The 23,189-nt window shown below is 56.5% G+C and carries 22 protein-coding genes, 1 tRNA gene and 1 other RNA gene; 7 read left to right on the top strand and 17 right to left on the bottom strand.

From position 1 onward, the window contains the following. Positions 1-288: 288 nt before the first annotated feature. Entirely contained in the window at positions 289-1,116 is an 828-nt protein-coding gene (locus CBW65_RS11055; RefSeq protein WP_157721893.1) for a hypothetical protein, read from the bottom strand. Positions 1,117-1,236: 120 nt separating this feature from the next. Between CBW65_RS11055 and CBW65_RS11050 the strand changes: the two genes are divergently transcribed. The 4 genes from CBW65_RS11050 (at position 1,237) to CBW65_RS11035 (ending at position 4,271) form a co-directional block, all read left to right on the top strand. Beyond that, entirely contained in the window at positions 1,237-1,635 is a 399-nt protein-coding gene (locus CBW65_RS11050; protein WP_087456858.1) for a hypothetical protein, read from the top strand. Position 1,636: 1 nt separating this feature from the next. Next, positions 1,637-2,302, top strand: coding sequence for a PspA/IM30 family protein (locus CBW65_RS11045; protein WP_087456857.1), 666 nt, complete (start codon positions 1,637-1,639; stop codon positions 2,300-2,302). An 84-nt stretch (positions 2,303-2,386) separates the two neighbouring features. Further along, the gene (locus tag CBW65_RS11040) at positions 2,387-3,298 is read left to right on the top strand and encodes a TIGR01777 family oxidoreductase (protein WP_087456856.1); all 912 of its coding nucleotides are present in this window, start codon (positions 2,387-2,389) and stop codon (positions 3,296-3,298) included. A gap of 187 nt (positions 3,299-3,485) precedes the next feature. After that, positions 3,486-4,271 carry a type II toxin-antitoxin system PemK/MazF family toxin gene (locus tag CBW65_RS11035; protein ID WP_157721892.1) on the top strand — a complete coding sequence of 262 codons (786 nt, stop codon included), beginning with the start codon at positions 3,486-3,488 and terminating at the stop codon, positions 4,269-4,271. A gap of 234 nt (positions 4,272-4,505) precedes the next feature. Here CBW65_RS11035 and ssrA read toward each other — a convergent pair. From ssrA to CBW65_RS24215, 13 genes are all read right to left on the bottom strand, one after another. Next, positions 4,506-4,874: a transfer-messenger RNA gene (gene ssrA / locus CBW65_RS11030) on the bottom strand. Positions 4,875-4,979: 105 nt separating this feature from the next. Next, positions 4,980-5,450 (bottom strand): SsrA-binding protein SmpB, encoded by a 471-nt coding sequence (gene smpB, locus CBW65_RS11025; protein ID WP_087456854.1) that lies wholly within the window; start codon positions 5,448-5,450, stop codon positions 4,980-4,982. An 80-nt stretch (positions 5,451-5,530) separates the two neighbouring features. Further along, positions 5,531-7,912, bottom strand: a complete 2,382-nt coding sequence (gene rnr / locus CBW65_RS11020) for a ribonuclease R (protein WP_087456853.1) — start codon at positions 7,910-7,912, stop codon at positions 5,531-5,533. 77 nt (positions 7,913-7,989) lie between these two features. Next, a complete protein-coding gene (locus CBW65_RS11015) occupies positions 7,990-8,712 on the bottom strand; it encodes an alpha/beta hydrolase (protein WP_087456852.1) in 723 nt (240 codons plus the stop codon). Positions 8,713-8,799: 87 nt separating this feature from the next. Next, positions 8,800-9,039: a preprotein translocase subunit SecG gene (secG, locus tag CBW65_RS11010; RefSeq protein WP_087456851.1), complete on the bottom strand. Its 240-nt coding sequence runs from the start codon at positions 9,037-9,039 to the stop codon at positions 8,800-8,802. Between the two features lie 100 nt (positions 9,040-9,139). Then, on the bottom strand, positions 9,140-10,426 hold the full coding sequence (gene eno, locus CBW65_RS11005) for a phosphopyruvate hydratase (protein ID WP_087456850.1): 1,287 nt from the start codon (positions 10,424-10,426) through the stop codon (positions 9,140-9,142). Positions 10,427-10,465: 39 nt separating this feature from the next. After that, complete coding sequence (gene gpmI, locus CBW65_RS11000) at positions 10,466-12,004, bottom strand: 2,3-bisphosphoglycerate-independent phosphoglycerate mutase (protein ID WP_087456849.1); 1,539 nt, start codon at positions 12,002-12,004, stop codon at positions 10,466-10,468. Beyond that, a complete protein-coding gene (gene tpiA / locus CBW65_RS10995; protein WP_087456848.1) occupies positions 12,001-12,765 on the bottom strand; it encodes a triose-phosphate isomerase in 765 nt (254 codons plus the stop codon). The genes gpmI and tpiA overlap by 4 nt, the downstream gene beginning before the upstream one ends. 13 nt (positions 12,766-12,778) lie before the next feature. Then, positions 12,779-13,966, bottom strand: coding sequence for a phosphoglycerate kinase (locus tag CBW65_RS10990; protein WP_087456847.1), 1,188 nt, complete (start codon positions 13,964-13,966; stop codon positions 12,779-12,781). Positions 13,967-14,126: 160 nt separating this feature from the next. Then, positions 14,127-15,137, bottom strand: coding sequence for a type I glyceraldehyde-3-phosphate dehydrogenase (gene gap, locus CBW65_RS10985; RefSeq protein ID WP_087456846.1), 1,011 nt, complete (start codon positions 15,135-15,137; stop codon positions 14,127-14,129). A gap of 32 nt (positions 15,138-15,169) precedes the next feature. Next, a complete protein-coding gene (locus tag CBW65_RS10980) occupies positions 15,170-16,186 on the bottom strand; it encodes a sugar-binding transcriptional regulator (RefSeq protein WP_332457835.1) in 1,017 nt (338 codons plus the stop codon). Positions 16,187-16,327: 141 nt separating this feature from the next. Further along, positions 16,328-17,680, bottom strand: a complete 1,353-nt coding sequence (rpoN, locus tag CBW65_RS10975; protein WP_232463482.1) for an RNA polymerase factor sigma-54 — start codon at positions 17,678-17,680, stop codon at positions 16,328-16,330. 83 nt (positions 17,681-17,763) lie between these two features. Beyond that, the gene (locus CBW65_RS24215; RefSeq protein WP_157721891.1) at positions 17,764-17,955 is read right to left on the bottom strand and encodes a YetF domain-containing protein; all 192 of its coding nucleotides are present in this window, start codon (positions 17,953-17,955) and stop codon (positions 17,764-17,766) included. A 139-nt stretch (positions 17,956-18,094) separates the two neighbouring features. Here CBW65_RS24215 and comER point away from each other — a divergent pair, with 139 nt between their 5' ends. After that, positions 18,095-18,910 carry a late competence protein ComER gene (gene comER / locus CBW65_RS10970; RefSeq protein ID WP_198299809.1) on the top strand — a complete coding sequence of 272 codons (816 nt, stop codon included), beginning with the start codon at positions 18,095-18,097 and terminating at the stop codon, positions 18,908-18,910. 44 nt (positions 18,911-18,954) lie between these two features. Here the strand turns inward: comER and thiD are convergent, their stop codons facing one another. Continuing rightward, complete coding sequence (gene thiD, locus CBW65_RS10965) at positions 18,955-19,761, bottom strand: bifunctional hydroxymethylpyrimidine kinase/phosphomethylpyrimidine kinase (protein WP_087456844.1); 807 nt, start codon at positions 19,759-19,761, stop codon at positions 18,955-18,957. A gap of 135 nt (positions 19,762-19,896) precedes the next feature. Here thiD and CBW65_RS10960 point away from each other — a divergent pair. After that, positions 19,897-19,971: transfer RNA gene (locus tag CBW65_RS10960), tRNA-Arg, on the top strand. Between the two features lie 132 nt (positions 19,972-20,103). Further along, positions 20,104-20,961: a tetratricopeptide repeat protein gene (locus CBW65_RS10955; RefSeq protein WP_087456843.1), complete on the top strand. Its 858-nt coding sequence runs from the start codon at positions 20,104-20,106 to the stop codon at positions 20,959-20,961. Here CBW65_RS10955 and CBW65_RS10950 read toward each other — a convergent pair whose 3' ends face one another. Together CBW65_RS10950 and CBW65_RS10945 are read right to left on the bottom strand one after the other, a co-directional pair. Beyond that, the gene (locus CBW65_RS10950) at positions 20,962-22,104 is read right to left on the bottom strand and encodes a Ger(x)C family spore germination protein (RefSeq protein ID WP_087456842.1); all 1,143 of its coding nucleotides are present in this window, start codon (positions 22,102-22,104) and stop codon (positions 20,962-20,964) included. Continuing rightward, complete coding sequence (locus tag CBW65_RS10945; protein ID WP_087456841.1) at positions 22,067-23,188, bottom strand: GerAB/ArcD/ProY family transporter; 1,122 nt, start codon at positions 23,186-23,188, stop codon at positions 22,067-22,069. Before CBW65_RS10945 ends, CBW65_RS10950 begins: the two co-directional genes overlap by 38 nt. Position 23,189: the final 1 nt, after the last annotated feature.

Below are 23,189 nucleotides of genomic sequence, written 5' to 3'. Positions count from 1 at the left end.
ACCTCCAGAAAGTTAGATTAACATGTTTCTTTTATTCTCGTGAAAAAATAAAATTCACACATTGAAAAAAGTATCATACGTACAACTGATAACCCTTTGCAACACGTGAATTAGGTAATCCGTCTTGTATTTGATCTTATCTTACCACAGGGTTTTGGGAAAAGCAAACCATTCCAAGCAAAAAGCCCATAAAAATAAAATATCTGTTTTTTCGACAAAAAGCAAGACCCCTTTGTCGAAAAACAAAGGGGTCTTGCTCCGATGCATGCCCACTTGTCTCAACAGCTTCTATTGGATTTGCTCATAGTGATCGTCATTTAACTCCCAAACTTCATCCCAGCGACGGTTCGGGTCTCGGTTGTCCTCCCGATGGACAAGAAAGCGGTCAATGCCTTGCATCTCAACTTGAGCGTTGTATAATGTCTCCCATTTGTTATAGGTTGGGAGCCAAAGCAGGCGCCAGACACCATTTTCAAGGCGGAGCAGTTGAACTTCCTGACCTGCTTTCGAGTTGCCATACTCAAGGACCACGGCGAGAAGGTCGCCCTTTGAATACAGAGATTTGAACATTGCGAATCTGTAAGGACTCGCATTAAAAATTGCTTCTCTTTCTGCGGCGTCCGCTGCGCCGGCTTGGGGGTAAGGCTGCGCTTTCCATTGCCCAGCTGTTTGCCAAGCAAGAACATGGGCAGGCATGTCATTGACCCCCAAGCCAACTCCTGCCGCTGCAACTGTTGGTGTGGAAGTTCCCATTTGATAAAACATAGTGATCAAAGAGCCTGCCCGGATCGGCGCTGACAACTGTTTTCCTGGACCTTGATTCTGAAAATACAACTCTACATCCTTTGCCAATCCTTCCATCTCTGCTTCAGTTGCCACAGGTCGATTGAGGTCGATGGCCAGGATCGCTGCAGATGGGTATTGTTTTACCTCTTCATTTACTTTCTGTTCATCAGGGCCTTTTGCGGGGCTTGACTCCACGGCGGGGAAAGTCGGTGTAACTTCAGGCTCATTTACTCCACATCCGGTGAATAGCAAGGAAGCCACGATCCCCCCGAAAAAAATCTCTTTCATCGATATATGGATGGACACAGAGTTCACCTCAAAATATTTCAATTAGACAACCGACATCCCGCTTTTCAGCAAACACTCAGCCGCCATTCATATCCGTTTCAGTATACCTCGTGATAATCGGGTTGTAGAGAACAACCTCTCACACGAAAGGAGCTGGGTGAGATGAAAAAACGCGGCTGGTTCAAATGGGCCGTTTTCATCTTGGCGGCTGTGATCCTCACCATTGGCGGGATGCAGTTGCTCGACCACAGAGTGGACAAGTTCGATAACGGTCCGTTGGCATTTGCCAAGCATGACCGTGGCGGCATGATGCAGCATCCGATGATAATCGTGCCGGGCGGACATCGCGGCGGGCATGACGGAGCAGGCTGGTTCTGGTTCCTCGCGATTGCACTGATCGGCGGGTTCCTGATCTGGAAGCTGCTGAAGAAGAAAAAGCGTCCGCAGCACGTCAGCGCCGCGCCAGATCTGAGCATCCATCTCCCGGGCGAAGCAACCGATTACCTCGACCAGTGGGAAAACGAAACTCGCAAGCAGCAGGAAAACAAGGAGGGCAACTGACATGGGAATCACGAAACGCATTCGCGACATTTGGATGGCAGGCGTCAATGATAAATTGGACTCGATGGAGTCCCCGGAGAGCTTGATCAAGCAATACCTGCGCGACCTCGAAGCAGACCTTGCCAAAGCGGAAGACGCAGTGCGCAGCCACCTGACGATCGAGAAGCGCCAAGAGCGTCTCGTCTCGGAAACGGAAGCGTTCATCTCCAAGCGCGAGCGTCAAGCCAAACTCGCCATCGAGACCGGCCAGGACCACATCGCCAAGCATGCCCTGAAGGACAAGCTCGACTACGAACCCCGTTTAGCCGTGTACCGCGAGCAGTTGGAGATCATCCAGGCACACACTGTGCAATTGTTCGAGCAGTTGAAAGAACTGAAAACCAAATACGCGGAACTGCAGCAGAAGAAAATCGTGCTGATGTCCCGCGCCAACGCAGCCGCTTTCATCGAGCACGTCAACCGTATACTGTCCACAATCGACGCCGGCAGCGCCCTGCGCGGTTTCGCCCGCATGGAGAACCGCATCGTCGAGCAGGAAGCATCCGCGCAAGCCACCCACCGCCTGCGCACCCTCTCGTCGCCGTCTGCACCGTCTCCGGATGCTGAGTTCTCCCTCGACGTCGAAGCCGAGTTTGCCAAATTGAAAGCCGAGCAAGAGCAAAACTAAACTTCTTCACGCGATCCCCCACATTCAGCCACCGTTTGCCAGAACGGTGGTTTTTTTTGTTACAATAAAAAGGAGGTGATTTCCATGACGAAGAAAATCCTGCTCGCCGGAGGTTCCGGCTTTTTGGGCGAGAGTCTGGCTGCGTTTTTATCCGAACAAGGCTTTACGGTCGTCATCCTGACCCGGGGCAAGGCGCGCCAGTCGGGAAACGTTCGCTATGTACATTGGGACGGTTCGACGCTCGGCGACTGGACGCGCGAAATGGAAGACAGCTGGGCGGTGGTCAATTTCACCGGCAAAAGCGTGAACTGCATCTACACCCAAGAGAACCGCGCCGAGATTTTGCGCTCGCGGCTTGATTCGGTGCGCGTGGTCGATCAGGCGATCCAGAGCTGTGAACGCCCGCCCCAAGTCGTGGTGCAAGCCGGGTCGCTGGCGATCTACGGCGACACCCGCGACGTGTGCGATGAAAACGCGCCACACGGCACCGGCTTCTCCGTGGAAGTCTGCCAGCGCTGGGAAGAAGCCTTTTTCGCACAAAAACTGCCGCAGACGCGTAAAGTTCTCCTCCGCATCGGCTTTGCTTTAGGCAAAAACGGCGGCGCTCTGGAACCGCTCGTCAAACTGGTCAAAAACAACCTCGGCGGCACAGTCGGGTCGGGCAAACAATACATCTCCTGGCTGCATGTCGACGACCTCAACCGCATGTTCCTCGCCGCCATCGAAGACAACACAATGTCCGGCATCTACAACGCCACCGGCCCGCACCCGGTCACCAATCGGGAGTTCATGGCCGCCTTGCGCCAAGTCCTCGGTAAAGGCTGGGCCCCGCCCGCGCCTGCTCCGTTTGTGGCGCTCGGAGCCTACCTCTTCATGAAAACCGAACCAAGCCTCGCCCTGACAGGACGCAACTGTATTCCCCACAGGCTGACCAAACACAATTTTGTGTTCCACCATACGAACCTAGAACACACGTTGCGGGACCTCATCAACTAAAGAAAAAGAAAAGACCTGTTACTCTCCCTCAATCACGGAAGAATATCAGGTCTTGTTTTTTTTTGCAGGAGCAACGGGAGTCGAAAAACGCCCATATAAGTATATTTGAGTAAAATAAAAAATATACACAGATGGATACTTGTAATATATAATCAAGTACTACCGGAAGGAAAGGATGAGTGTTTTCATGACAGTAGACAAGAATGTTGTAATCTCATTATTAAATATCCCTAACGCAAAAATTTCAGTAATGAACACGAACCGCAATGCGGAAACCGAACTTCTCCATCTGCTTCAGGACAATTATAAATTGATGTCCACACAAACGCTGCACCAAAGCGTAGAGTTCATTCTTGATCTCCATTCGTGGCATGAGTATGGTATTCATGGTATGAAAAGAGCGCAAAGAAAAACCCCCGCCGCCAAATTAAGCTATAAAAAAGGCGATGTGGTATTTGTGAAACTTGGCACCCTAAACACAGGTGATGAACTCTCCTATGACCATATGGGAATCGTCATCGGTGAGTTCGAGAAATTCATCGTGATTGTACCGATCACCACCAACCGTGGTCAAAACTATTACGGCGAAATGGGAAAGGCTGTCATCCATGTAGATAAGGGCGGTCCGCTCTGTATCGGACTACAGAATGATTCTACCTTGTTGGTGCATCAGATACGAAGCGTGCATAAAAATCGAATTATCCGCGACCTTCGCTTTTCAATCAAGGGAAAACCCTTGTGGAAAGAACTCGAAGAAAAACTTGCTTCCCGCTTTACCACAGAGCTTGTCGACGAGCATAACCGATCACTTAAAAACATGAAGAATAAAGCGAAATCAGAAATGCGACTTCAGAGAAAGAAACTTGAGGCGCACATACAGCTTCTTCAAGAAGAACTTCGACTAGCAAAAGCAAGAATTTTAGAGTTGGAGACGGAGCTTTCGGTCAAACAGGTCGCCGCTGGAAACGAGTGATCAGCTTGACTCTGGATAAAAATGGTCGTATACTGAAACCAGCTATTTTGTCTCTAGTCTGTGAAACACGTGCAGTCGTTGTGGGACATTCGGACATGAAATACCATGCCTTGTAGGGGTAACTTGTTCTCCTACGCAGAAGGCGTAGGAAGGCGCTCCAATACGGCGCCTTCCTTTTTTATAGCAAATACAAAAAGCGCATGTCTCCTTGTCGGAAACATGCGCTTCTTTTTTTGGTGGAGGCGAGGGGAGTCGAACCCCTGTCCGAAGACCTCGCTGCATGAGCTTCTACGAGTGTAGTCGTCTCTTTTGGGAGTTCGCCGTCAGGACGCGGAGCGACACGCTGCCATCAGGCTAGCTCGTTTACGATTCGCTGGAGGCCCACGAGCAATGCCTCAAGCTATCCCGCTTTAGTGACGTCCTAAGGGCTACGCAGGAGTAAGCACAAAGGACGGATTCACAGGCTAAGCTGCGAACGCGAGGTTTTGGTTAAAGCTAGGTTTCTTAGCGTTTATCGCTTTCCGCGTTTTTTACGTGGCCTCGCAGCCCCACGACTCGCCACATCACGCTCGAACAATCCCCGTCGAATCCAAAAACGCCCCCATGATAGAAGGTGGATCGGGTCTTGCAAGCAGTACGTCAATCACTTGCATCGGTCGGTACACATCTAGTATACCACACTCTCCCCCGCTCTTGCGGAGGTACTTCTTAGTACTTCTGGCGGTCTCTGAGCGCACGCTCCATCTCACGCTTGGCATCTTTGTTGGCGATGTCCTGGCGCTTGTCGTAGTTCTTCTTACCCTTCGCCAAGCCGATCAGCACTTTGCAGTAGCCGTTCTTGATGTACAGCTTCAGCGGTACCAACGCATACCCCTTCTCGCGGGTCTGGCCGAACAGCTTGTTGATCTGCTGCTTGTGCATCAAGAGCTTGCGCGTGCGGGTCGGGTCCACGTTGTGGCGGTTGCCCTGCTCGAACGGCGAGATGTGCATGTTCAACAAGTGAATCTCCCCGCTGGAAATGCGGGCAAAGCTGTCTCTGAGGTTAGCGCGTCCCTGGCGGATCGACTTGATCTCCGTGCCGGTCAGAACGAGACCTGCTTCGATCGTCTCTTCGATGAAGTAGTCATGTGTTGCTTTTTTGTTCTGGGCGAGTACTTTCGGTTCTGTCGATGCCGACATGATATGCCACCTCCTTGTTGTTCAAAGAATCTTATCACATTGCAAAACCGGCAGTCAAGAGGGAAAAACCCGCTGAGTGATCAGCGGGCTTTTCTCTTTTTGTTCTTGCGGCGCGCTTTGCTCACCGCTTGCTTCAGTTCGGCCAACTCGCCCGGCGTGCGGCCGGTTTTCTTTTTCGCTGCAGCGCCCGGCTTTTTCCCGGCTCCTGCTCCAGCAGCGCCAGATGCTGCCGCGCCAGCCGCGCCTGCGGTCTTGCCTTTGATCTTCCTGGTCTTCTTGCGCTCCGCCAGCTCGGCACGCTGCTCGTTGTTCTTCACATGGTGCAAGAGCTGGAAGTCGATCGTGCGCTCCGTCTTGTTGGCGCCCATGACTTTGATCTTCACCGGGTCGCCGATGCGGTAGACCTTGCCGGTGCGCTCCCCGATCAGGCAGTATTGCTTCTCGTTGAAGTTGTAGTAGTCGTCGATCATATAGGAGATATGAATCATCCCCTCAATCGAGTTCTCCAGCTCCACGAACATGCCAAACGAGGTCACGCCGCTGACGATGCCTTCGAACACTTCGCCGACTTTGTCCAGCATGTATTCGACCTTTTTCACATCGTCCGTCTCGCGCTCCGCTTCCACCGCCACACGCTCGCGCTCGGAGGTATGCTTGCCGACTGCATCCATCATCTCTTTCAGACGCTCGATGCGCTCATTGCTCAGCTTGCCGCCGTTGTTGACCACATCGCGGATGATGCGATGGATCTGCAAGTCCGGATAACGGCGGATCGGCGAGGTGAAGTGGCTGTAATACTTCGCCGCCAGACCGAAGTGCCCAAGCGGCTCCGGCGAGTATTTCGCCTGCTTCAAGGAGCGCAGCATCACGGTGTTGATGATCCGCTCTTCCTGCGAGCCTTTCACCTTCGCCAGCAACTCCTGCAAAGCGTTCGGGTGGATCTTGTTGTTCCCGCCCGCCCCTTTGATGTGGTAGCCGAAGTTGTGGATAAATTCATTGAAGTTCTGCAGACGATCTCCATCCGGCTCTTCGTGAATCCGGTACAGGAACGGGATGTTCATCCAGTAGAAATGCTCGGACACCGTTTCATTGGCAGCCAGCATGAACTCCTCGATGATCATCTCGGCGATCGTGCGCTCGCGCTTTTTGATGTCGGCAACTTTGCCGTCTTCACCAACGATGATCTTCGTCTCTTGGAAATCAAAGTCGATCGCGCCGCGGTTCATCCGGCGGCCGCGCAGCTTCATCGCCAGCTCTTCGGCCAGTTGGAACATCGGCACAAGCGGTGCGTAACGCTCCATCAGCTCCGGATTCTCACCCGGCTCGGTCAGGATCTTGCGCACGTTGGTGTAGGTCATGCGCTCCGTCGTGTTGATGATCGACGGGTAGATGTCATGGCGCACCAGCTCCATGCTTGGGGAGAACTCCATCTCACAGGTCATCGTCAAACGGTCCACATTCGGGTTCAACGAACAGATCCCGTTGGACAAGCGGTGTGGCAGCATCGGGATGACGCGGTCAACCAGATAGACTGACGTGCCGCGGGCATACGCTTCCCGATCGAGCGGTTCCCCTTCGCGGACATAGTAAGACACGTCGGCGATATGTACGCCGAGCAGGTAGTTGCCGTTATCAAGACGCTCCACATTCACCGCATCGTCGAGGTCTTTGGCGTCTTCGCCGTCGATGGTGACGCAGACCCAGTCACGCAGGTCGCGGCGGCCTTTCATGTCGCGCTCGGTGATCAGATCCGGCACGTCATTCGCCGCTTCCAGCACTTCTTCCGGGAACTCTTCGGGCAGGCCGAATTTGCGAATCACCGACAGGATATCCACGCCCGGGTCGTCCGGGTTGCCCAAGACTTCCAGCACGCGGCCTTGCGGGTTGCGCCAGCCTTCCGGGTAGGCTGTGATCTCGATGACCACCTTCTGCCCTTCCTTCGCCCCGTTAAAGTCCTCTTCGCCCAAAAAGATGTCTTGGCCGAGGCGCTTGTCATCCGGCGTCACGAACGCATAGCGACCGGTCATCGTCACAATCGTGCCGACCACCGTCTTGGTCGCCCGTTCGAGGATGCGGATGATCTCGCCTTCCTGGCGCTTGCCAGCCGCCTTTTTGTTGACGCGGGCGATGACGCGGTCGCCATGCATCGCGCCGTTCATGTCACCAGCCGCCACAAACAGGTCTTGTTCCCATTTCGTCGAGTCCTCGGGAATGACAAAGCCAAATCCTTTCGATTTGCCTTGCAGCTTCCCGACGACCAGGTTCATTTTCTCAGGTACGCCAAACGCATCGCTGCGGGTGCGGACGATCTGTCCGGTATCCTCCATCAGTCGAAGCATCTGAATCAGGTCTTCCAAGCCATCCGAGTTCTCGATGCCAAAATGGTCTTCGAGCTCAGCAATGGTCATCGGCTTGTATTCCAACCCGCGCATCAATTCTAACAATCGCTCTTCGGTTAGCACAGGTATCGGTGCCCCCCTTCTTCTTGTTACTAAAGTATGCGCAGACTGGCGCAGGGCTAAACAAAAAGAGGGCCTTTTTATACGGCGCCCTCTCCCCCGCGTTCGATGCGCGCAATAAAATCGGCCACCCGACGGCACACTTCGTCCGCTTCGCAGTCATGACAGATCATGTGCCCGGAGCGGGAAAAGAAATGCAGGTCTTTGTGGCTGCAGTCGGCCGAGTCAAAAATATGGGCGGCGCTCTTCGGCTCCACCAAGTCGTCCAGCTCGCCCTGGATCACCAGCAGCGGCACGTCAAGCTGCTCCAGCTTCGGCTTGACCTCCTGGATCAGGCGGCGGAAATGGACGAGCGAACGCAAAGGCGTCCCTTTGACCTTCGAGATGTAGCGGGCCACATCATCGCTTCTGTCCCGCGCCCACATCGACTTTTGAATCGTCTCGGCGATCGTGCGAAACAACTGCTTGGGATTGATCGTGTAAATCGGCGAGGAGAGCATCGTCAAAGACGCGATGCGCTCTTTGTGTTCGAGGGACAGATAAGCCAGGATCAGCCCGCCCATCGAAAAGCCGACCAGGTGGATTTGTTCACCGGGGTGTTCGTTCAACAGGCTGACCAGTTCTTTTTCTGCGCTATGTATCCAGTCCCGCCACGTCACGCGCTCCATCTCGTGACGCGTCGAGCCATGCCCGGCCAGCGTTGGCATGGATATGATATGTCCGCGTGCGGCCAATTCCTTGGCCAGCGGTTCCACTTCAAACGGAGTGCCCGTAAACCCGTGTAACAGAAGACAAACTCCCATCCCATCGTCGCCTCCCCGCCCCTGTTTATGAAAAAAGTACCGCCTCCTCCAAAGGACAGAGCACGGTACTCCATTTGTTAGTCGATGTTACGCGTTTGCAACCAGCCAAGCGACCCCCAAGGTGAGGCCAATGAAGCCAATTGCCAATCCAGCCGTAATTTTCGCCAGAACTGCATCAAAACCACGAGCTTTGCGGCCTACGAGTTGCTCCGCACCGCCGGTGATTGCGCCGGACAGACCTGCGCTCTTACCCGATTGAAGCAGAACGATCAAAATCAAACCGATCGAGAAAATAACGAGCAGAATTTTCGCAATCGTCAATAACATCCAACTCACCTCCAGGGTGTGAATCCAATCCACACACAGTTACATCCTCTATATTAGCATGAACATAACTCTATGACAAGGAACGGCAGTTTTGCGCCATTTAGCGCTTGATGTTGTAAAAAGCGGACGCGCCGCCGTATTGCGCGGTGTAATCGAGCATGTCTTCGATGCGCAGCAGCTGGTTGTATTTCGCCACGCGGTCGGTGCGCGACGGTGCGCCGGTCTTGATCTGGCCCGCGTTGGTCGCCACCGCGATGTCGGCGATCGTCACGTCTTCCGTCTCGCCGGAGCGGTGCGAGATGACGGCGGTGTAACCGGCGCGCTTCGCCATTTCGATGGCGTCAAACGTTTCGGTCAAGGTGCCGATCTGGTTGACTTTGACGAGGATCGAGTTGCCGATGCCTTTTTCAATGCCTTCTGCCAGACGCTCGGTGTTGGTGACAAACAGGTCATCGCCAACGAGCTGCACGCGGCTGCCGATGCGGTCGGTGAGCAGTTTCCAGCCGTCCCAGTCGTCTTCGGACAGGCCGTCTTCGATGGAGATGATCGGGTATTTTGCCACCAGCTCTTCGTACATCGCGACCATCTCTTCGGACGTCTTGGTCACGCCTTCGCCTTCGAGGTGGTATTTGCCGTCTTTGAAGAACTCGGTCGCCGCCACGTCCATCGCCAGCATGATGTCGGTGCCCGGCTTGTAGCCTGCATTTTCGATCGCGGTCATGATCAGGGCCAGAGCTTCTTCGTTCGACTTGAGGTTCGGAGCAAAACCGCCTTCATCGCCAACAGCCGTGTTCAGGCCCTGGGACTTCAGCACGCCTTTCAGGGCGTGGAACACTTCTGCGCCCATGCGCAGCGCTTCACGGAACGTTTCCGCGCCAACCGGCATGACCATAAACTCCTGGAAGTCGACCGTGTTGTCCGCATGCTGGCCGCCGTTCAGGATGTTCATCATCGGCACCGGCAGTTTCTTCGCGTTAAAGCCGCCGAGGTAGGTGTAGAGCGGCAGACCCAGCTCTTTTGCCGCTGCGTGCGCGACGGCCATCGACACGCCGAGAATAGCGTTGGCGCCGTATTTGGATTTGTTCGGAGTTGCGTCCAGCGAGATCATCAGGTTGTCGATACCAACTTGGTCAAACACATCTTGGCCGACGATTTCCGGACCGAGCTCTTCGTTGACGTTCTCAACTGCGTGCAATACGCCTTTGCCGAGGTAACGGCCTGTGTCGCCGTCGCGCAGTTCAACCGCTTCATGTGCGCCGGTCGATGCGCCGGACGGAACGATCGCGCGGCCGATGGTGCCGGTTTCCGTTTCCACTTCCACCTCAACGGTCGGGTTGCCGCGGGAATCGAGGACTTCACGTGCACGTACGTCATAGATAATGCTCACAAAAAACACTCCTTTTATGTAATGTAGGTTTGGATTCCTTTAGAGAATGATGCTCTTGCCGGTCATTTCTTCAGGTTGTGCCAGTTGGAGCAGCTTTACTACGGTCGGCGCGATGTCGGCGAGAATGCCGCCTTCGCGCAGTGTGATCCCTTCCTGCGTCACGATAAACGGCACCGGCTCGGTCGTGTGCGTCGTGCACGCTTCTCCGGTCGGCAGGATCATCATGTCGGCGTTGCCGTGGTCGGCGGTGATCAGGCAGACGCCGCCTTTGGACAGCACCTTCTCCACGACTTGGCCGAGGCAGGTGTCGACCGTCTCCACCGCTTTAACAGCCGCTTCGAGGGAACCGGTGTGGCCAACCATGTCGGCGTTGGCAAAGTTGAGGCAGATGAAGTCGAACCCTTCGTCGATCTTCGCCACACAAGCATCGGCGACACCTTGTGCGCTCATCTCCGGCTGCAGGTCATAGGTTGCCACTTTCGGCGACTGGATCAGCACGCGTTCTTCGCCTTCAAATTCATCTTCGCGCCCGCCGGAGAAGAAGCTCGTCACATGCGGGAACTTTTCCGTCTCGGCGATGCGCAGCTGCTTGAGCTTGTTCTGGGTCAGCACTTCACCCAGCGTGTTGTCGAGCGAGGACGGCTTGTAAGCGACAAACCCGCCCACCGTTTCTGAAAACTTGGTCAAGGTGACATAGTACAGGTCTTGCGGACATTTCTCCCCCCGGTCAAAGCCGCGGAAATCTTTGTTCGTAAACACCTGCGAGATCTGAATCGCCCGGTCGGGACGGAAGTTGAACATGATGATCGCATCGCGGTCGGTGATCAGTCCAACCGGCGAGCCGTCTTCGTTCTTGATCACCGTCGGCAGGACGAACTCATCGGTCACCGAAGCGCGGTAGGACTCTTCCAGCGCTGCCAGCGGGTCGGTCGAGGACGGGCCTTCGCCGTACACCATCGCCCGGTATGCTTTTTCGGTGCGCTCCCAGCGTTTGTCGCGGTCCATCGCGTAGTAGCGACCTTGCACGGTGGCGATGCGGCCGACGCCGTTCTGCTGCATTTTCTTCTGCAGGTCGGCGATGTACTGTCTCGCTGTGCCCGGAATGACGTCGCGGCCGTCGAGGAAGGCGTGCACCAGCACCTGATCCTGTCCCATGCCCTGCTCTTTGCAAAGGTCGAGCAGTTCCATCAAATGCGAGATGTGGCTGTGCACGCCGCCGTCCGAGACGAGGCCGTACAGGTGCAGCTTGGTGCCGGTCGTTTTGCAGTGCTCGATCGCGTTCAGGAAAGCCTGGTTGTGCTTGAACTCGCCTTCGCGGATCGACTTGGACACTCGGGTCAGGTCCTGATACACGACGCGGCCCGCGCCAATGTTCAGGTGCCCGACTTCCGAGTTGCCCATCTGCCCTTCCGGCAGGCCAACCGCTTCGCCGGAAGCGGTCAGGGTGGTGTGCGGGTACTGGTTCCAGTAGCGGTCAAAATTCGGCTTGTTCGCCAAATGCACCGCGTTGCCCTTTGTTTCTTTGCGCCAGCCGAAGCCGTCGAGAATGATCAAAGCTACAGGTGCCGGACGTGTCATTTGGAAAGCGCTCCTTTGAGCAGTTTGGCAAACGAGCCCGGATCGAGGCTCGCCCCGCCGACCAGTGCGCCGTCGATGTCCGGCTGGAGCATCAGCTCTTCGATGTTCTCCGGCTTGACCGAACCGCCGTATTGGATGCGCACGAGATCGCCTTTTTCTTTGCCGTACATGTCGCCAACCACTTGGCGAATGTGGGCGCAGACTTCATTGGCGTCCTGCGCGGTCGCCGTCTTGCCCGTGCCGATCGCCCAGATCGGTTCATAAGCGATGACAAGGCGCGGCACATCGTCCGCTTTGACAGCCGACAGCGCGGCGCGGACTTGCTCTTCGACCAGTTGCTTGGTGATGCCTTGGTTGCGCTGGTCGAGGTCTTCGCCGACACAGATGATCGGCAGGAGGCCGTGCTTAAACGCCGCATGCACTTTTTGATTGACCGAATCGTCCGTTTCGCCGAAGTACTGGCGGCGTTCGGAGTGCCCGATGATCACGTAGGTGCAGCCGACGTCTTTGATCATCAAGGCGGAGACTTCGCCGGTGTAAGCCCCTTCTTCCGCCTGGTGCAGGTTTTGCGCGGCCAGTTTGATCGAGCTGTCTTCGAGCAGCTGATTCAAGGCGTAGATCGAAGTAAACGGCGCGCAGATGACGGTGTCAACTTGCTGCGGCGCGTCTTCGGCGAGGTCTTGCAGATGCTCGACGAAGGAAAGCGCCTGCGAAACCGTTTTGAACATTTTCCAGTTGCCAGCGAGAATCGGTTTGCGCAAGAGAGTTACCTCCTTATTTATCGTTCAGGGCCACGACGCCCGGCAGTGCTTTGCCTTCGAGGAATTCCAGTGATGCGCCGCCGCCGGTGGAGATGTGCGACATCTTGTCGGACACGCCCGACTTCTCGACCGCTGCGACCGAGTCACCGCCGCCGACGATGGTGGTGCCGGTGCATTTTGCGACCGACTGCGCCACCGACATCGTGCCTTTGGCGAACGCGTCCATCTCAAACACGCCCATCGGGCCGTTCCAGATGATCGTGTTCGAGCGATTCACGACCAGTTCGAATGTGCGCATCGATTTCGGGCCGATGTCGAGCGCCATCCAGCCGTCCGGCACGCCTTCGAGTTCCGCATCGACCACTTTGTGTTCCGCGTCCGCCTTGAATTCGCTCGCCACGACGAGGTCTTCCGGCAGGAACAACATCACGCCCATGCTTTCTGCTTTGCCGAGCAGGGCGGATGCGAGCTGCAGCTTGTCCTCTTCGACGAGCGAGTTGCCGAGCTTGTAGCCCATCGCTTTGAGGAAGGTGTTCGCCATGCCGCCGCCGATGATCATCTGGTCGACCTTGCCGAGCAGGTTTTCGATGACGGTGATCTTGTCCGACACTTTCGCGCCGCCGATGATCGCCGTGAACGGACGGTTCGGATCTTCCAGCGCGCCGCCCATGAAGTTGATCTCTTTCTCCATCAGGAAGCCTGCCACCGCCGGGAGATACTGTGCGATGCCTGCTGTGGAAGCGTGGGCGCGGTGTGCCGTGCCAAATGCGTCGTTAACAAAAACATCGGCCAGCGCCGCAAATTCCTTGGCCAGCTCCGGGTCGTTTTTCTCTTCGCCTGCGTGGAAGCGGACGTTTTCGAGCAGGAGCACATCACCGTCTTGGAGCAGAGAAACGCGCTCTTGAACGGCCGCGCCGATCGAGTCTTGCGTCTTTTCCACATTTTTGCCGAGCAGTTCGGAGAGGCGCTCTGCGACCGGCTCCAGAGAGTATTTCGCGTTCACTTCGCCTTTCGGGCGGCCGAGGTGGGACGCGAGGATGACGCGCGCGCCAGATTCGATCAGATAGCGGATCGTCGGCATTGCCGCAACAATTCTTGTATCATCGGTGATTTTCGCGCCGTCGAGCGGGACGTTAAAGTCGCAGCGCACCAACACGCGCTTGCCTTTGACGTCGATGTCGCGAACCGTTTTTTTATTCATAGGGGGGTCCTCCGATCATAGGAAATGAGGAGGTGTTGAAAATAGCCTCCTCATAGTGCTTTGCCCTATTGATTTTACCAAATGTTACCCCTTGATGGAACAACATTTAGCGAATCTGTCATACTTTTTTCAGGATTTTGCCTGAAATATGTTATACGGATTAGATCCCTTTTTGCGCCATGTACGCACAGAGGTCGACAACGCGGCAGGAATAGCCCCACTCGTTGTCATACCAGGAGACGACTTTAACCATCGTGCCGTCGATGACCATCGTCGACAGCGCATCGATCGTCGAAGAATGCGGGTTGCCGTTGTAGTCGATGGAAACGAGCGGCAGTTCGGAGTAGCCGAGGATGCCTTTCAGGTTGCCGTTCGCCGCTTCCTGCAGCATGCTGTTGACCTCTTCGACGGTGGTTGCCTTCTCGACTTCGACGTTCAGGTCGACGACCGAGACGTTTGGCGTCGGCACGCGCATCGCAAAGCCGTTCAGCTTGCCTTTCAGCTCCGGCAGCACCAGCGAGACCGCTTTGGCAGCGCCGGTCGTGGTCGGGATGATCGACAGAGCGGCAGCGCGAGCGCGGCGCATGTCTTTGTGCGGCAGGTCAAGGATGTTCTGGTCGTTGGTGTACGAGTGCACGGTGGTCATCAGGCCGTGCTTGATGCCGAGCTTGTCGTTCAAGATCTTCGCAAACGGCGCGAGGCAGTTCGTCGTGCAGGATGCGTTGGAGATGACATGGTGGTTCGCCGGGTCGTATTTGTCTTCGTTTACGCCCATCACCACGGTGATGTCTTCATTTTTCGCCGGAGCGGAGATGATCACTTTTTTCGCGCCGCCGCCTTCGATGTGCGCCGCCGCAGCTTTCGCATCGGTGAAGCGCCCGGTCGACTCGATGACGATGTCGACGCCGAGGTGGGCCCACGGGAGTTTTGCCGGATCTTTTTCGGCCAGCACGTGCACCTCTTGGCCGCCGACGATCAAGGTGTTATTTTCCGCGCGCACTTCCGCTTCGAACTCACCGTGCACCGAGTCGTATTGCAACAGCAGTGCCAGCGTGTTCGCGTCGGTCAGGTCGTTGACCGCCACGATCTCGATATCCTCGCGGGCAAATGCCGCCCGAAACACGTTGCGCCCGATGCGCCCAAATCCGTTAATCCCTACTTTGATAGCCATATGAAAAGTCTCCTCCTTTGGGATTCCTGTGCTTATTTCTGTAAAATCGCATCGGCTGCCGCTTCGTCGGTGATCAGCACCTGCAGCGGGCTGCCAAATGCGACGGCGGAGATCGCGTCCGCCTTGCTGCTGCCACCCGCGACGGCGGAGATCCGCTCGATGTGCTTGAGGTCGGAGAGGCGCAGACCCACCGTGTTCATCGCGTGCACGATGTTGCCGTGGGCGTCAAAATAATACCCGAACGCTTCTGCGATCGCCCCGTGCGCTTCGATCTGCTCGATGCGGCTCTCCGGAAGTCGCCTGCGTTTCGCCATGGGGATAGCTTGCCCGATGCCGTGCAGGACAATCCGAGCGGAACGCAGGCGCTGCAGGGTGTCCTGCACCTGCGGGTCTTCGATCAGGCTCTGCAACGCATCGTCGCTGAGCACGTCCGGCGCATGCAGCAGGCGGTAGGTGCCGCCGAGCTGTGCGGCGATGCGCGAGGCGATGGTGTTGGCCTGAAACTCCATGTTCTCTCCGACCCCGCCCCGTGCCGGGAGCACTTCCACGCCCAGCGGCGTACGCGGGATCTGGTCGGCGACGGTGGCGATCGTCGTGCCGCCGGTGACGGCGAGGATGTCGCCGGGACGCAGCGTCTTCTTCAGCCATTCGGCGGCGGCGTGGCCAAGCGCCTTTTTGACCAATGGGTCGGCGTCGGCGTCGCCTTTGACGATCCGCACTTCCTGCAGCCCGAGGCGGTCGGCGAGGCGGCGTTCCTTTTCGGCCAGGCCTTCCACTTCGCGGATCACATCGGCGAGCTGCTGGAGCAGATTGACGCCGCGCTCCGTCAGGTGCATGCCGACCGTCTCAACGATGAGCAGCCCCTGATCTTTTAAAAAATCGACTTCGGCGCGGAGAATGCGCTCGGTCGTTTGCAATTGCTGGGCTAAGGCTCGCCGGCCGACCGGCTGGGTAAGATAGAGATGATGCAGGATGCGGTACCGCTTCTTCATCGTGTCGATGAGGTCGGGCACCAACTGCTGCTGCAAGTCTAACAGGGGGTACTGCACGGCGTTCACCTTCCTGCCTTTTCCTTTAAGGGACTAAAAATGTCCCGTGTATGCAAATAATGTCCCACAGGCTTCGAAAAAAATGCAGACGCAGGGTCTGCTTGCTTTTACTATATCCAAATCTTGTGGTTTTCGCAACTGCTACTCGTACCGTTTTCGCTGTGAAGAGGACGGGATGTTTTCTTCTTCGCGGTATTTGGCGACGGTGCGGCGGGCAATCTCGATGCCTTGTTCCTGCAGCAGTTGAGCCAGCTTTTGATCACTGAGCGGCTTGTTTGGGTTCTCGGCGGCGACCAGCTGCTTGATCTGCGACTTGATGCTTTCGGCCGATGTGCTGTCACCGGAAGCGTTCTGCACACCGGAGCCAAAGAAGTATTTCAGCTCAAACACGCCTCGTGGCGTCTGCGCGAACTTGCCCGTCGTGGCGCGGGAGATGGTCGACTCGTGCAAGCCGACTTTTTCTGCGACTTGGCGCAAAGTGAGCGGCTTCATCCCACGCACGCCTTCCTCGAAAAAGCCGCGCTGCAGCTCGACGATCGCCGACGTGACGTTGAAAATGGTCTGGCGGCGCTGCTCGATCGACTTGAGCAGCCACAACGCGCCGCTCAATTTGCCGGAGATGTAGTCTTTCGTTTCCTTATGCAGTTCGTCGCCCGAAGCGAGCATGTTGCGGTAAAAGTCGTTGATGCGCAGGCGCGGGGTCGATTTTTCATTGACGATCACCACATAGTCGCGCCCGACGCGCTCCACCGTCACATCGGGGATGATGTAGGATGGCGACTCGGTCGAATACATCCGGCCCGGCTTGGGGTCGAGCGTCTTCAGCAGGTCGACCATGCGCTGCACGTCGGCGGGCGCGACTTTGAGCTCCCCGGCGACGCGGGTGATTCGGCCCTGGGCGACCTCTTCCAGGTAGTGGTCGATCAGCGGGTAGATCGCCGGCGGCACATCCGCTTTTTCTGCCAATTGCAGGCGCAGGCACTCGCCGAGTTCGCGCGCACCAACGCCGGTCGGCTCTAAGGACTGCACGTGCTGCAAGGCTTGTGTGACGCGTTCCTTGGCGACGCCAAGCGCCTCGGCGCAGTCTTCGGCCGACAACGTGAGGTAGCCGTTGCTGTCGAGGTTGCCGATCAGATACTGCCCGATGCGCAGCGCCTCCGCATTCAGCGGGAGCAGCCGGAGCTGTTTTTCCAAGTGTTCATGCAAGGTGACGCCTTGGCGGATGCCGTCTTGCGCTTCGTCCAATCCCTGCCCGCCAAAAGAGCTGGACATGCTGCCTGTCCCGCCCGTCTTGTTCAGCTCTTTGGCCAGTTCCGTCCAGTCGATCGTGCGCTCGACTTCCAGCACCGGGTTGTGTTGGGTCTCGCTTTCCAAATAATCGAGCAGTTCAAGCGATGAGAACTGCAGCACGGTGATCGCTTGGCGCAGTTCGGGGGTCATGACCAGCTTTTGCGTCTGTTCCTGCCACAGGCCGTAACCAAGTCCCATCTGCATGTTCTCCTCACTCCTTCGCGTGGTTCTTTGCTTTTCAGTGTAGCAAAACAGCGAAGGAAAAGCGATTGCAAGGTTTCGGCACTTTAGGCATAAAGCACATGTACCGAACCAAATTGGTCGAGCAATGCATAACGGACATCCCTGATATCATAAATTTGCAATTGGGAGAGCATCTCCCGCACCCAGGGCTCCGATTTGCCCAGCTTCATCAGGTTGTCATAGACCAATTTTCCATGTCGGATGAGATGCAGCGGCTGTGCTGTGAGTTCTTCCATGCTGGTGCTCCTTTCCAAGATGCGACGATCGCTATTTTTATACAGGGTGCCGCCAAACGGCGAAAAAAATTCATCGGTATCATTATGTACAGAAGTCGAATATGCTCGAAGTATAGACATTCAGAAGGAGGAGACTGCCTTGCGGATTGGATTTATCGGGACAGGTAGTATGGGAGGTATGTTAGTCCGCGCGTTTCTCCAGTCAACGCCCGCTTCGGAGCTCCAGGTAGTCGCCTGCAACCGAAGTCCGGAAAAACTGGCCCAAATCACGTCGCGCTTTCCCCATGTGGAAACGGCTGCATCCCCTGAAGAGACAGTTTCCCGCTCTGACATCGTCTTTTTGTGCGTGAAGCCGGGCGATGCCAAAGGTGTTATACAACAAGTCTTGCCTTATATTCGGGAAAATCATTATTTTATTTCGATCAACAGCGCGGTGATGCTCGAAGAGATGGAAGCGGCGCTGCCTTGCCGCGTGTCGAAAGTCATCCCGTCGATCACCCAGGTCGGGATGTCCGGCGTGACGCTGGTCATGCACGGCAGCCGGATGTGCGCCGATGAGCAGCGTTTTATCGAAAGCTGGCTCGGCAAGATCTCCAAGCCGATCGTCGTCGAGGAAAATGACCTGCGCGTCTGCTCCGACCTCAGCTCCTGCGGACCGGCCTTCCTCGCCGTGATGCTGCGCGAGTTTGCGATGGCGGCGGTGCGCCAAGGCGGCATTCCGCGCGACCTCGCCGATTCGCTGGTCAAAGAGATGACGCAAGGTGTCGGCAAGCTGCTGACCGAAGAAGGATTTGAGTTCGAAGACATCATCAATCGCGTCGCGGTGCCGGGCGGCATCACGGCCGAAGGGATCAAAGTGCTGCACCCGTCCCTGCACGGCGTGTTCGACCAACTGCTGGTCACCACCCGCTCCAAGTCGAAGCACCACGGGGCGCCTGCGCCCGATAGCAAATAGGCATAGAAAAAAGCGGGGTCGGCATGACCCCGCTTCACGTTATTTTAGATGAGCTGGTGCTGGCGTTTCCCATATGCCCAGTGGTTGGTCGGGCCATGCCCTTGACCGAGCCCAAGCGTGTCTTGGATCGCGCAGGTGATAAAATGCTTCGCCGTGGTGACGGCATCGTGCACCGACGCGCCTTTGGCCAGTTCGGACGTGATCGCAGCGGAAAACGTGCAGCCGGTGCCATGCGTGTGTTTCGTCTCATGGCGCGGGGCGACAAATTCGGCAAACGTCTCGCCGTCAAACAAAATGTCCAGCGCATCGCCGTCGAGGTGCCCGCCTTTGACGACGACATAACGCGTGCCAAAGCTGTGGATGTGCCGGGCTGCTTCCTTCATCTCCTCGACCGTGGTGATCGTGCGGCCGGTCAGCACTTCCGCTTCCGGAAGATTGGGCGTGATCACGGTGGCAAGCGGCAGCAGGTGGCGGATCAACGCTTGCTGCGAATCCTGTTCGAGCAGGCGCGCGCCGCCTTTGGCGACCATCACCGGGTCGACGACGAGGTTCGGGATGTTGTTGGCTTTGATGCGCTCGGCAACACGCTCGATGATCGGCGCCTGGGACAGCATGCCGGTCTTGACGGCATCGACGCCGATGTCAGTTGCGACGGCGTCGATCTGCTGCTCAATCGCCTCAAGCGGCAAGTTGTAGATGCCATGCACGCCGAGTGTGTTTTGTGCGGTGATCGCCGTCAGGGCGCTCATGCCGTACACGCCCAGCACGGTAAACGTCTTCAAGTCGGCTTGAATCCCGGCGCCGCCGCCGGAATCGCTGCCTGCAATCGTAAGAGCACGAGATACAGTCATTCTCTGATCCCCTCCATTCAGTGCTGCCTCTATTTTACCAAGGGCGGGGCAAAGTTCCCAGTTGCAATTTGCATAGGGATGCTGTATCATAGCAATTGTTCTTCTCGACGCGATCTGCGTCACAACTTACAACATGTGCCCTTAGTGTATCGGATATCACGGTGGCCTCCGGAGCCGCAGAGGCAGGTTCGACTCCTGCAGGGCACGCCACATATGCTTACAACAGACTTCCTACCGAGTAGGAAGTCTTTTTTTGTTTCCCTCCCTTTTTCCTGAAACTTCCTGCCCAAAACACCGTCTTTATTGATAACAGGAAAACATCCCCAAGGAGGACTCCCCCTTATGAAGAAGCCGATCATCGCAGGGTTGATCGCAGCCACACTGACTGCCGCTCTGCTGGCATCCAGCGCACACGCGAGCAGCCCGGAGACGCCGCAGTTGCAGCCTGGTGTCTGGGACTATATGCAGAATCATCGCCTCGCCGATCTGCCCGACCCAAACGAACCGCTGGAACTGGTCCAGGCGTACGGCAACACCCCGGCCGGCAGCGACAAGGTGGAATTTTACCGTGCGCTCGTCAAAAAGTACCCGGACAGCCGCCACGCTTATCAAGGGCTGGCCAACTCGCTGCAATGGCAGTTGCAAGAAGGCGGGCACGGTGACGCGCAGCAGCTGAATGCGGACATTTTCCACGCGTATCTCGCCGCTTCCAAGATCGCCGCAGGTTTTGGCAAGACGATGTACATCGACGGCGTAAGGCAGTATGGTCAGGCATCCGGACTGACTCAGCAGGCGAAGGAATGGTTCGACCAGCTGCTCGCAACAGACGCGTCGAACTGGCAGGTCAACATGAACTACGCCGAGCTCTCCAAGGCGCTGAACAGCCCGAAAGCGGAAGTCTTCTACCGCAAAGCGATGCAGTCGCGCCCGGAAGGCAACCTCGACGCGCATGTCGGCTTGGCGGAGTATCTGCTCGACAAAGGGCGTTACGAAGCGGCGTTTGCTGTCCGCCTGCTGCCTGATGAGGACAGCGAATATCTGCAATTCCTGCACGGCTATGCCCTGGAAAAATTGGGCCGGGGTTTCGCCGCCGTCTCCTACTACTATGGGACACAGGAGTTCTCTTCCGTGTTTCCGTTCCCGACCCGCTATGCGATCAAAGGAAGTCCCTATCAGTCCGGCATCACGTTTGCCGATTAATCAACGCAGCGTCCCGGTCGAGACCACTTCGGTGCGCACATTCACGCTGATCTTCGCCTGCTGAAACTGCTTCTTCCACTCTTGCTCGCTCCACGGGCCGCGATATTTCGAGCGGATCGACTCGCCGAGGCCGACCGGGTCGATGCCTTCCTCTTGGAAGCGGCCGATTAACGTGGTCATCTGCTTCTTGACCTCGTCCGAAATCGCCGCTTCTACTTTTTTCACGGCATCCGCTTCGCTCAGGTCGAGATTGCCGCCATATTCGACGATCTGCCCGCGCAGGGTCACTTTGATCGAGATCACCGGATTTTTCAACTGCCCGTTGCTCTTCACATCGCATTTGCCTTGGATGTAGGAGATGATCAGGTTGACCAGCGGTTTGTTTACATCCTCGACGATGTGCAGGCGCAGGTCGGGCACGACCCGCCTGTCCATCAGGAGCCGGGCGATCTTGCCTTCATGCTGTGTCATTGTGGTGTACATCTTGTCGCCGTGAAACAAGGCGACCTTGGTGACTTTGACCGTATGCTCCTGCGGTTCCAGATACGGCACCATCGGGTCGGCCACCTTGTCGGTCGCCGCATAGATAAAATCATGGATGCCCGTAAACGGCGAAAACGCGGTCGCCAGCCGCGGCCGCAGCAGGTCGTTCAGAAAAATCGAGATGTTCGATTTCGCCGTGTATTTCGCTTTGATCACATCTTCCGCTTTGCCATGGACGACGGCGACAAACACTTTATCCCCCACCGTCGCGTCGCGGTACAAGTGCACCAGCGACGCCATCAGCCCCGTCTCGCGGGCATACTCCTCCCCGAACAGCACCACCCGCAACTGCCCGAGCGACAGCGTCCGCTCCGAAGCTGTCGACAGGTCCATCGTCGCCTGATGCAGCATCTGGGCATTGGTCGAATAGGTCTGTGTCTTGTCTTTCGCGTTCTGCTCCGGCTGCGGCATCGACACGGTAACCCGCATTTTCTTCCCGTCCAACTGATCGATCCCGATCACCCCGACCATCCCCAGATCCTCCAGCGTCGGCCGCTCGATCTCAGCAGCGCAGCCGCTGAGCAGCAGAGGCAGACAGAACAAGAGCAGCCAACAGGCAACGTTACGACGCGTTTTGTTCAGGAGCTTCCTTCGGCTCATTTCCGTCCTTCTCCTTTCGAGTACGCAAGAGCACCAAGGGCAGAATCAAGAGCGGATACAAGATCACGCCATACCCGACCAGCGGAATCCAATCATCGTACAGATCCTTGCGCTGCTCCGGTTTAAACGGAGATTCGATCATCGCCAAGACGAGCAGCGCCCCGATGTAGAGATGCGCCTTGCGAAACTTTTTCAGCATCGTGTCCACCCCTTTAGCGGCCATCCACAAGTAGCCGGCCGCCGTGGACAGGATCAAAAACACCCACAGCGAGATGCCCAGGTTCTCCACCCGCTCCAAAAAGGACAGCTCGACCGCCTTGAACAGGTTCAGCACCGGATAGAGCAGATGATCCAATTGCCACATGGAAAAATACGCGACGGACGCCAGCGTGACACTGAAGTAAAAAAACACCGCGATCGCAATCCCGATCCCCGCATTGCGAAACAACTTCTTCGGCTCCCGAATGTACGGATAACAAAACGGGAGCAGCTCAAAGCCCAGAAACGCCGGCATCCCGCGGTGCGCCGAGGTCAGCATCTGCCCCGCGTCGACCTGAAAGAGCGGCAGCAGATGACGCAGATCGCCTTGGACCAGCGACCACTGCAAGTAATAGACCAGCCACCCGGTAAACACAAACGACACGATGCAAAATCGAGCGATGCCTTTGATGCCGCTCTCGGTGATGTACACCAGCACGATCAACAGAAAAACCAACGGCCCGGTAATCGTCCGATCCGGCATGGTGATCGTCTGCATCAGGCGCAGATACCCTTCCGCCACCGCCGCCACCGTCCCCAGCGCATAGAGGATAAACACGAGATTGATGCTGCTGCCCAGCCACTTGCCGAGCAGCTTTTCATTGATCCGAAACAGCGAGTCATCCGGATAGCGCGAACAGACCCAGATCATCGGCAGCACGGCCAGCCAGCAGACCAGCCCAAGCAGTGCCGGATACCACCACATGTCGGGGCCGAGCCCGATCAGATCGTGCGGCAGGGACAGCAGGTTGACCCCGATCAGGACGTTCTGGACGAGGAACACGACATGAAAATTGTTGAGTTTGCGCTTGCTTCCCTGATCCATG

The sequence above is a fragment of the Tumebacillus avium genome (assembly GCF_002162355.1).
Taxonomy (GTDB): domain Bacteria; phylum Bacillota; class Bacilli; order Tumebacillales; family Tumebacillaceae; genus Tumebacillus_A; species Tumebacillus_A avium.
The sequence above is the reverse complement of the archived record's forward strand: the minus strand, read 5'-3'. Positions and strand labels throughout refer to the sequence as shown.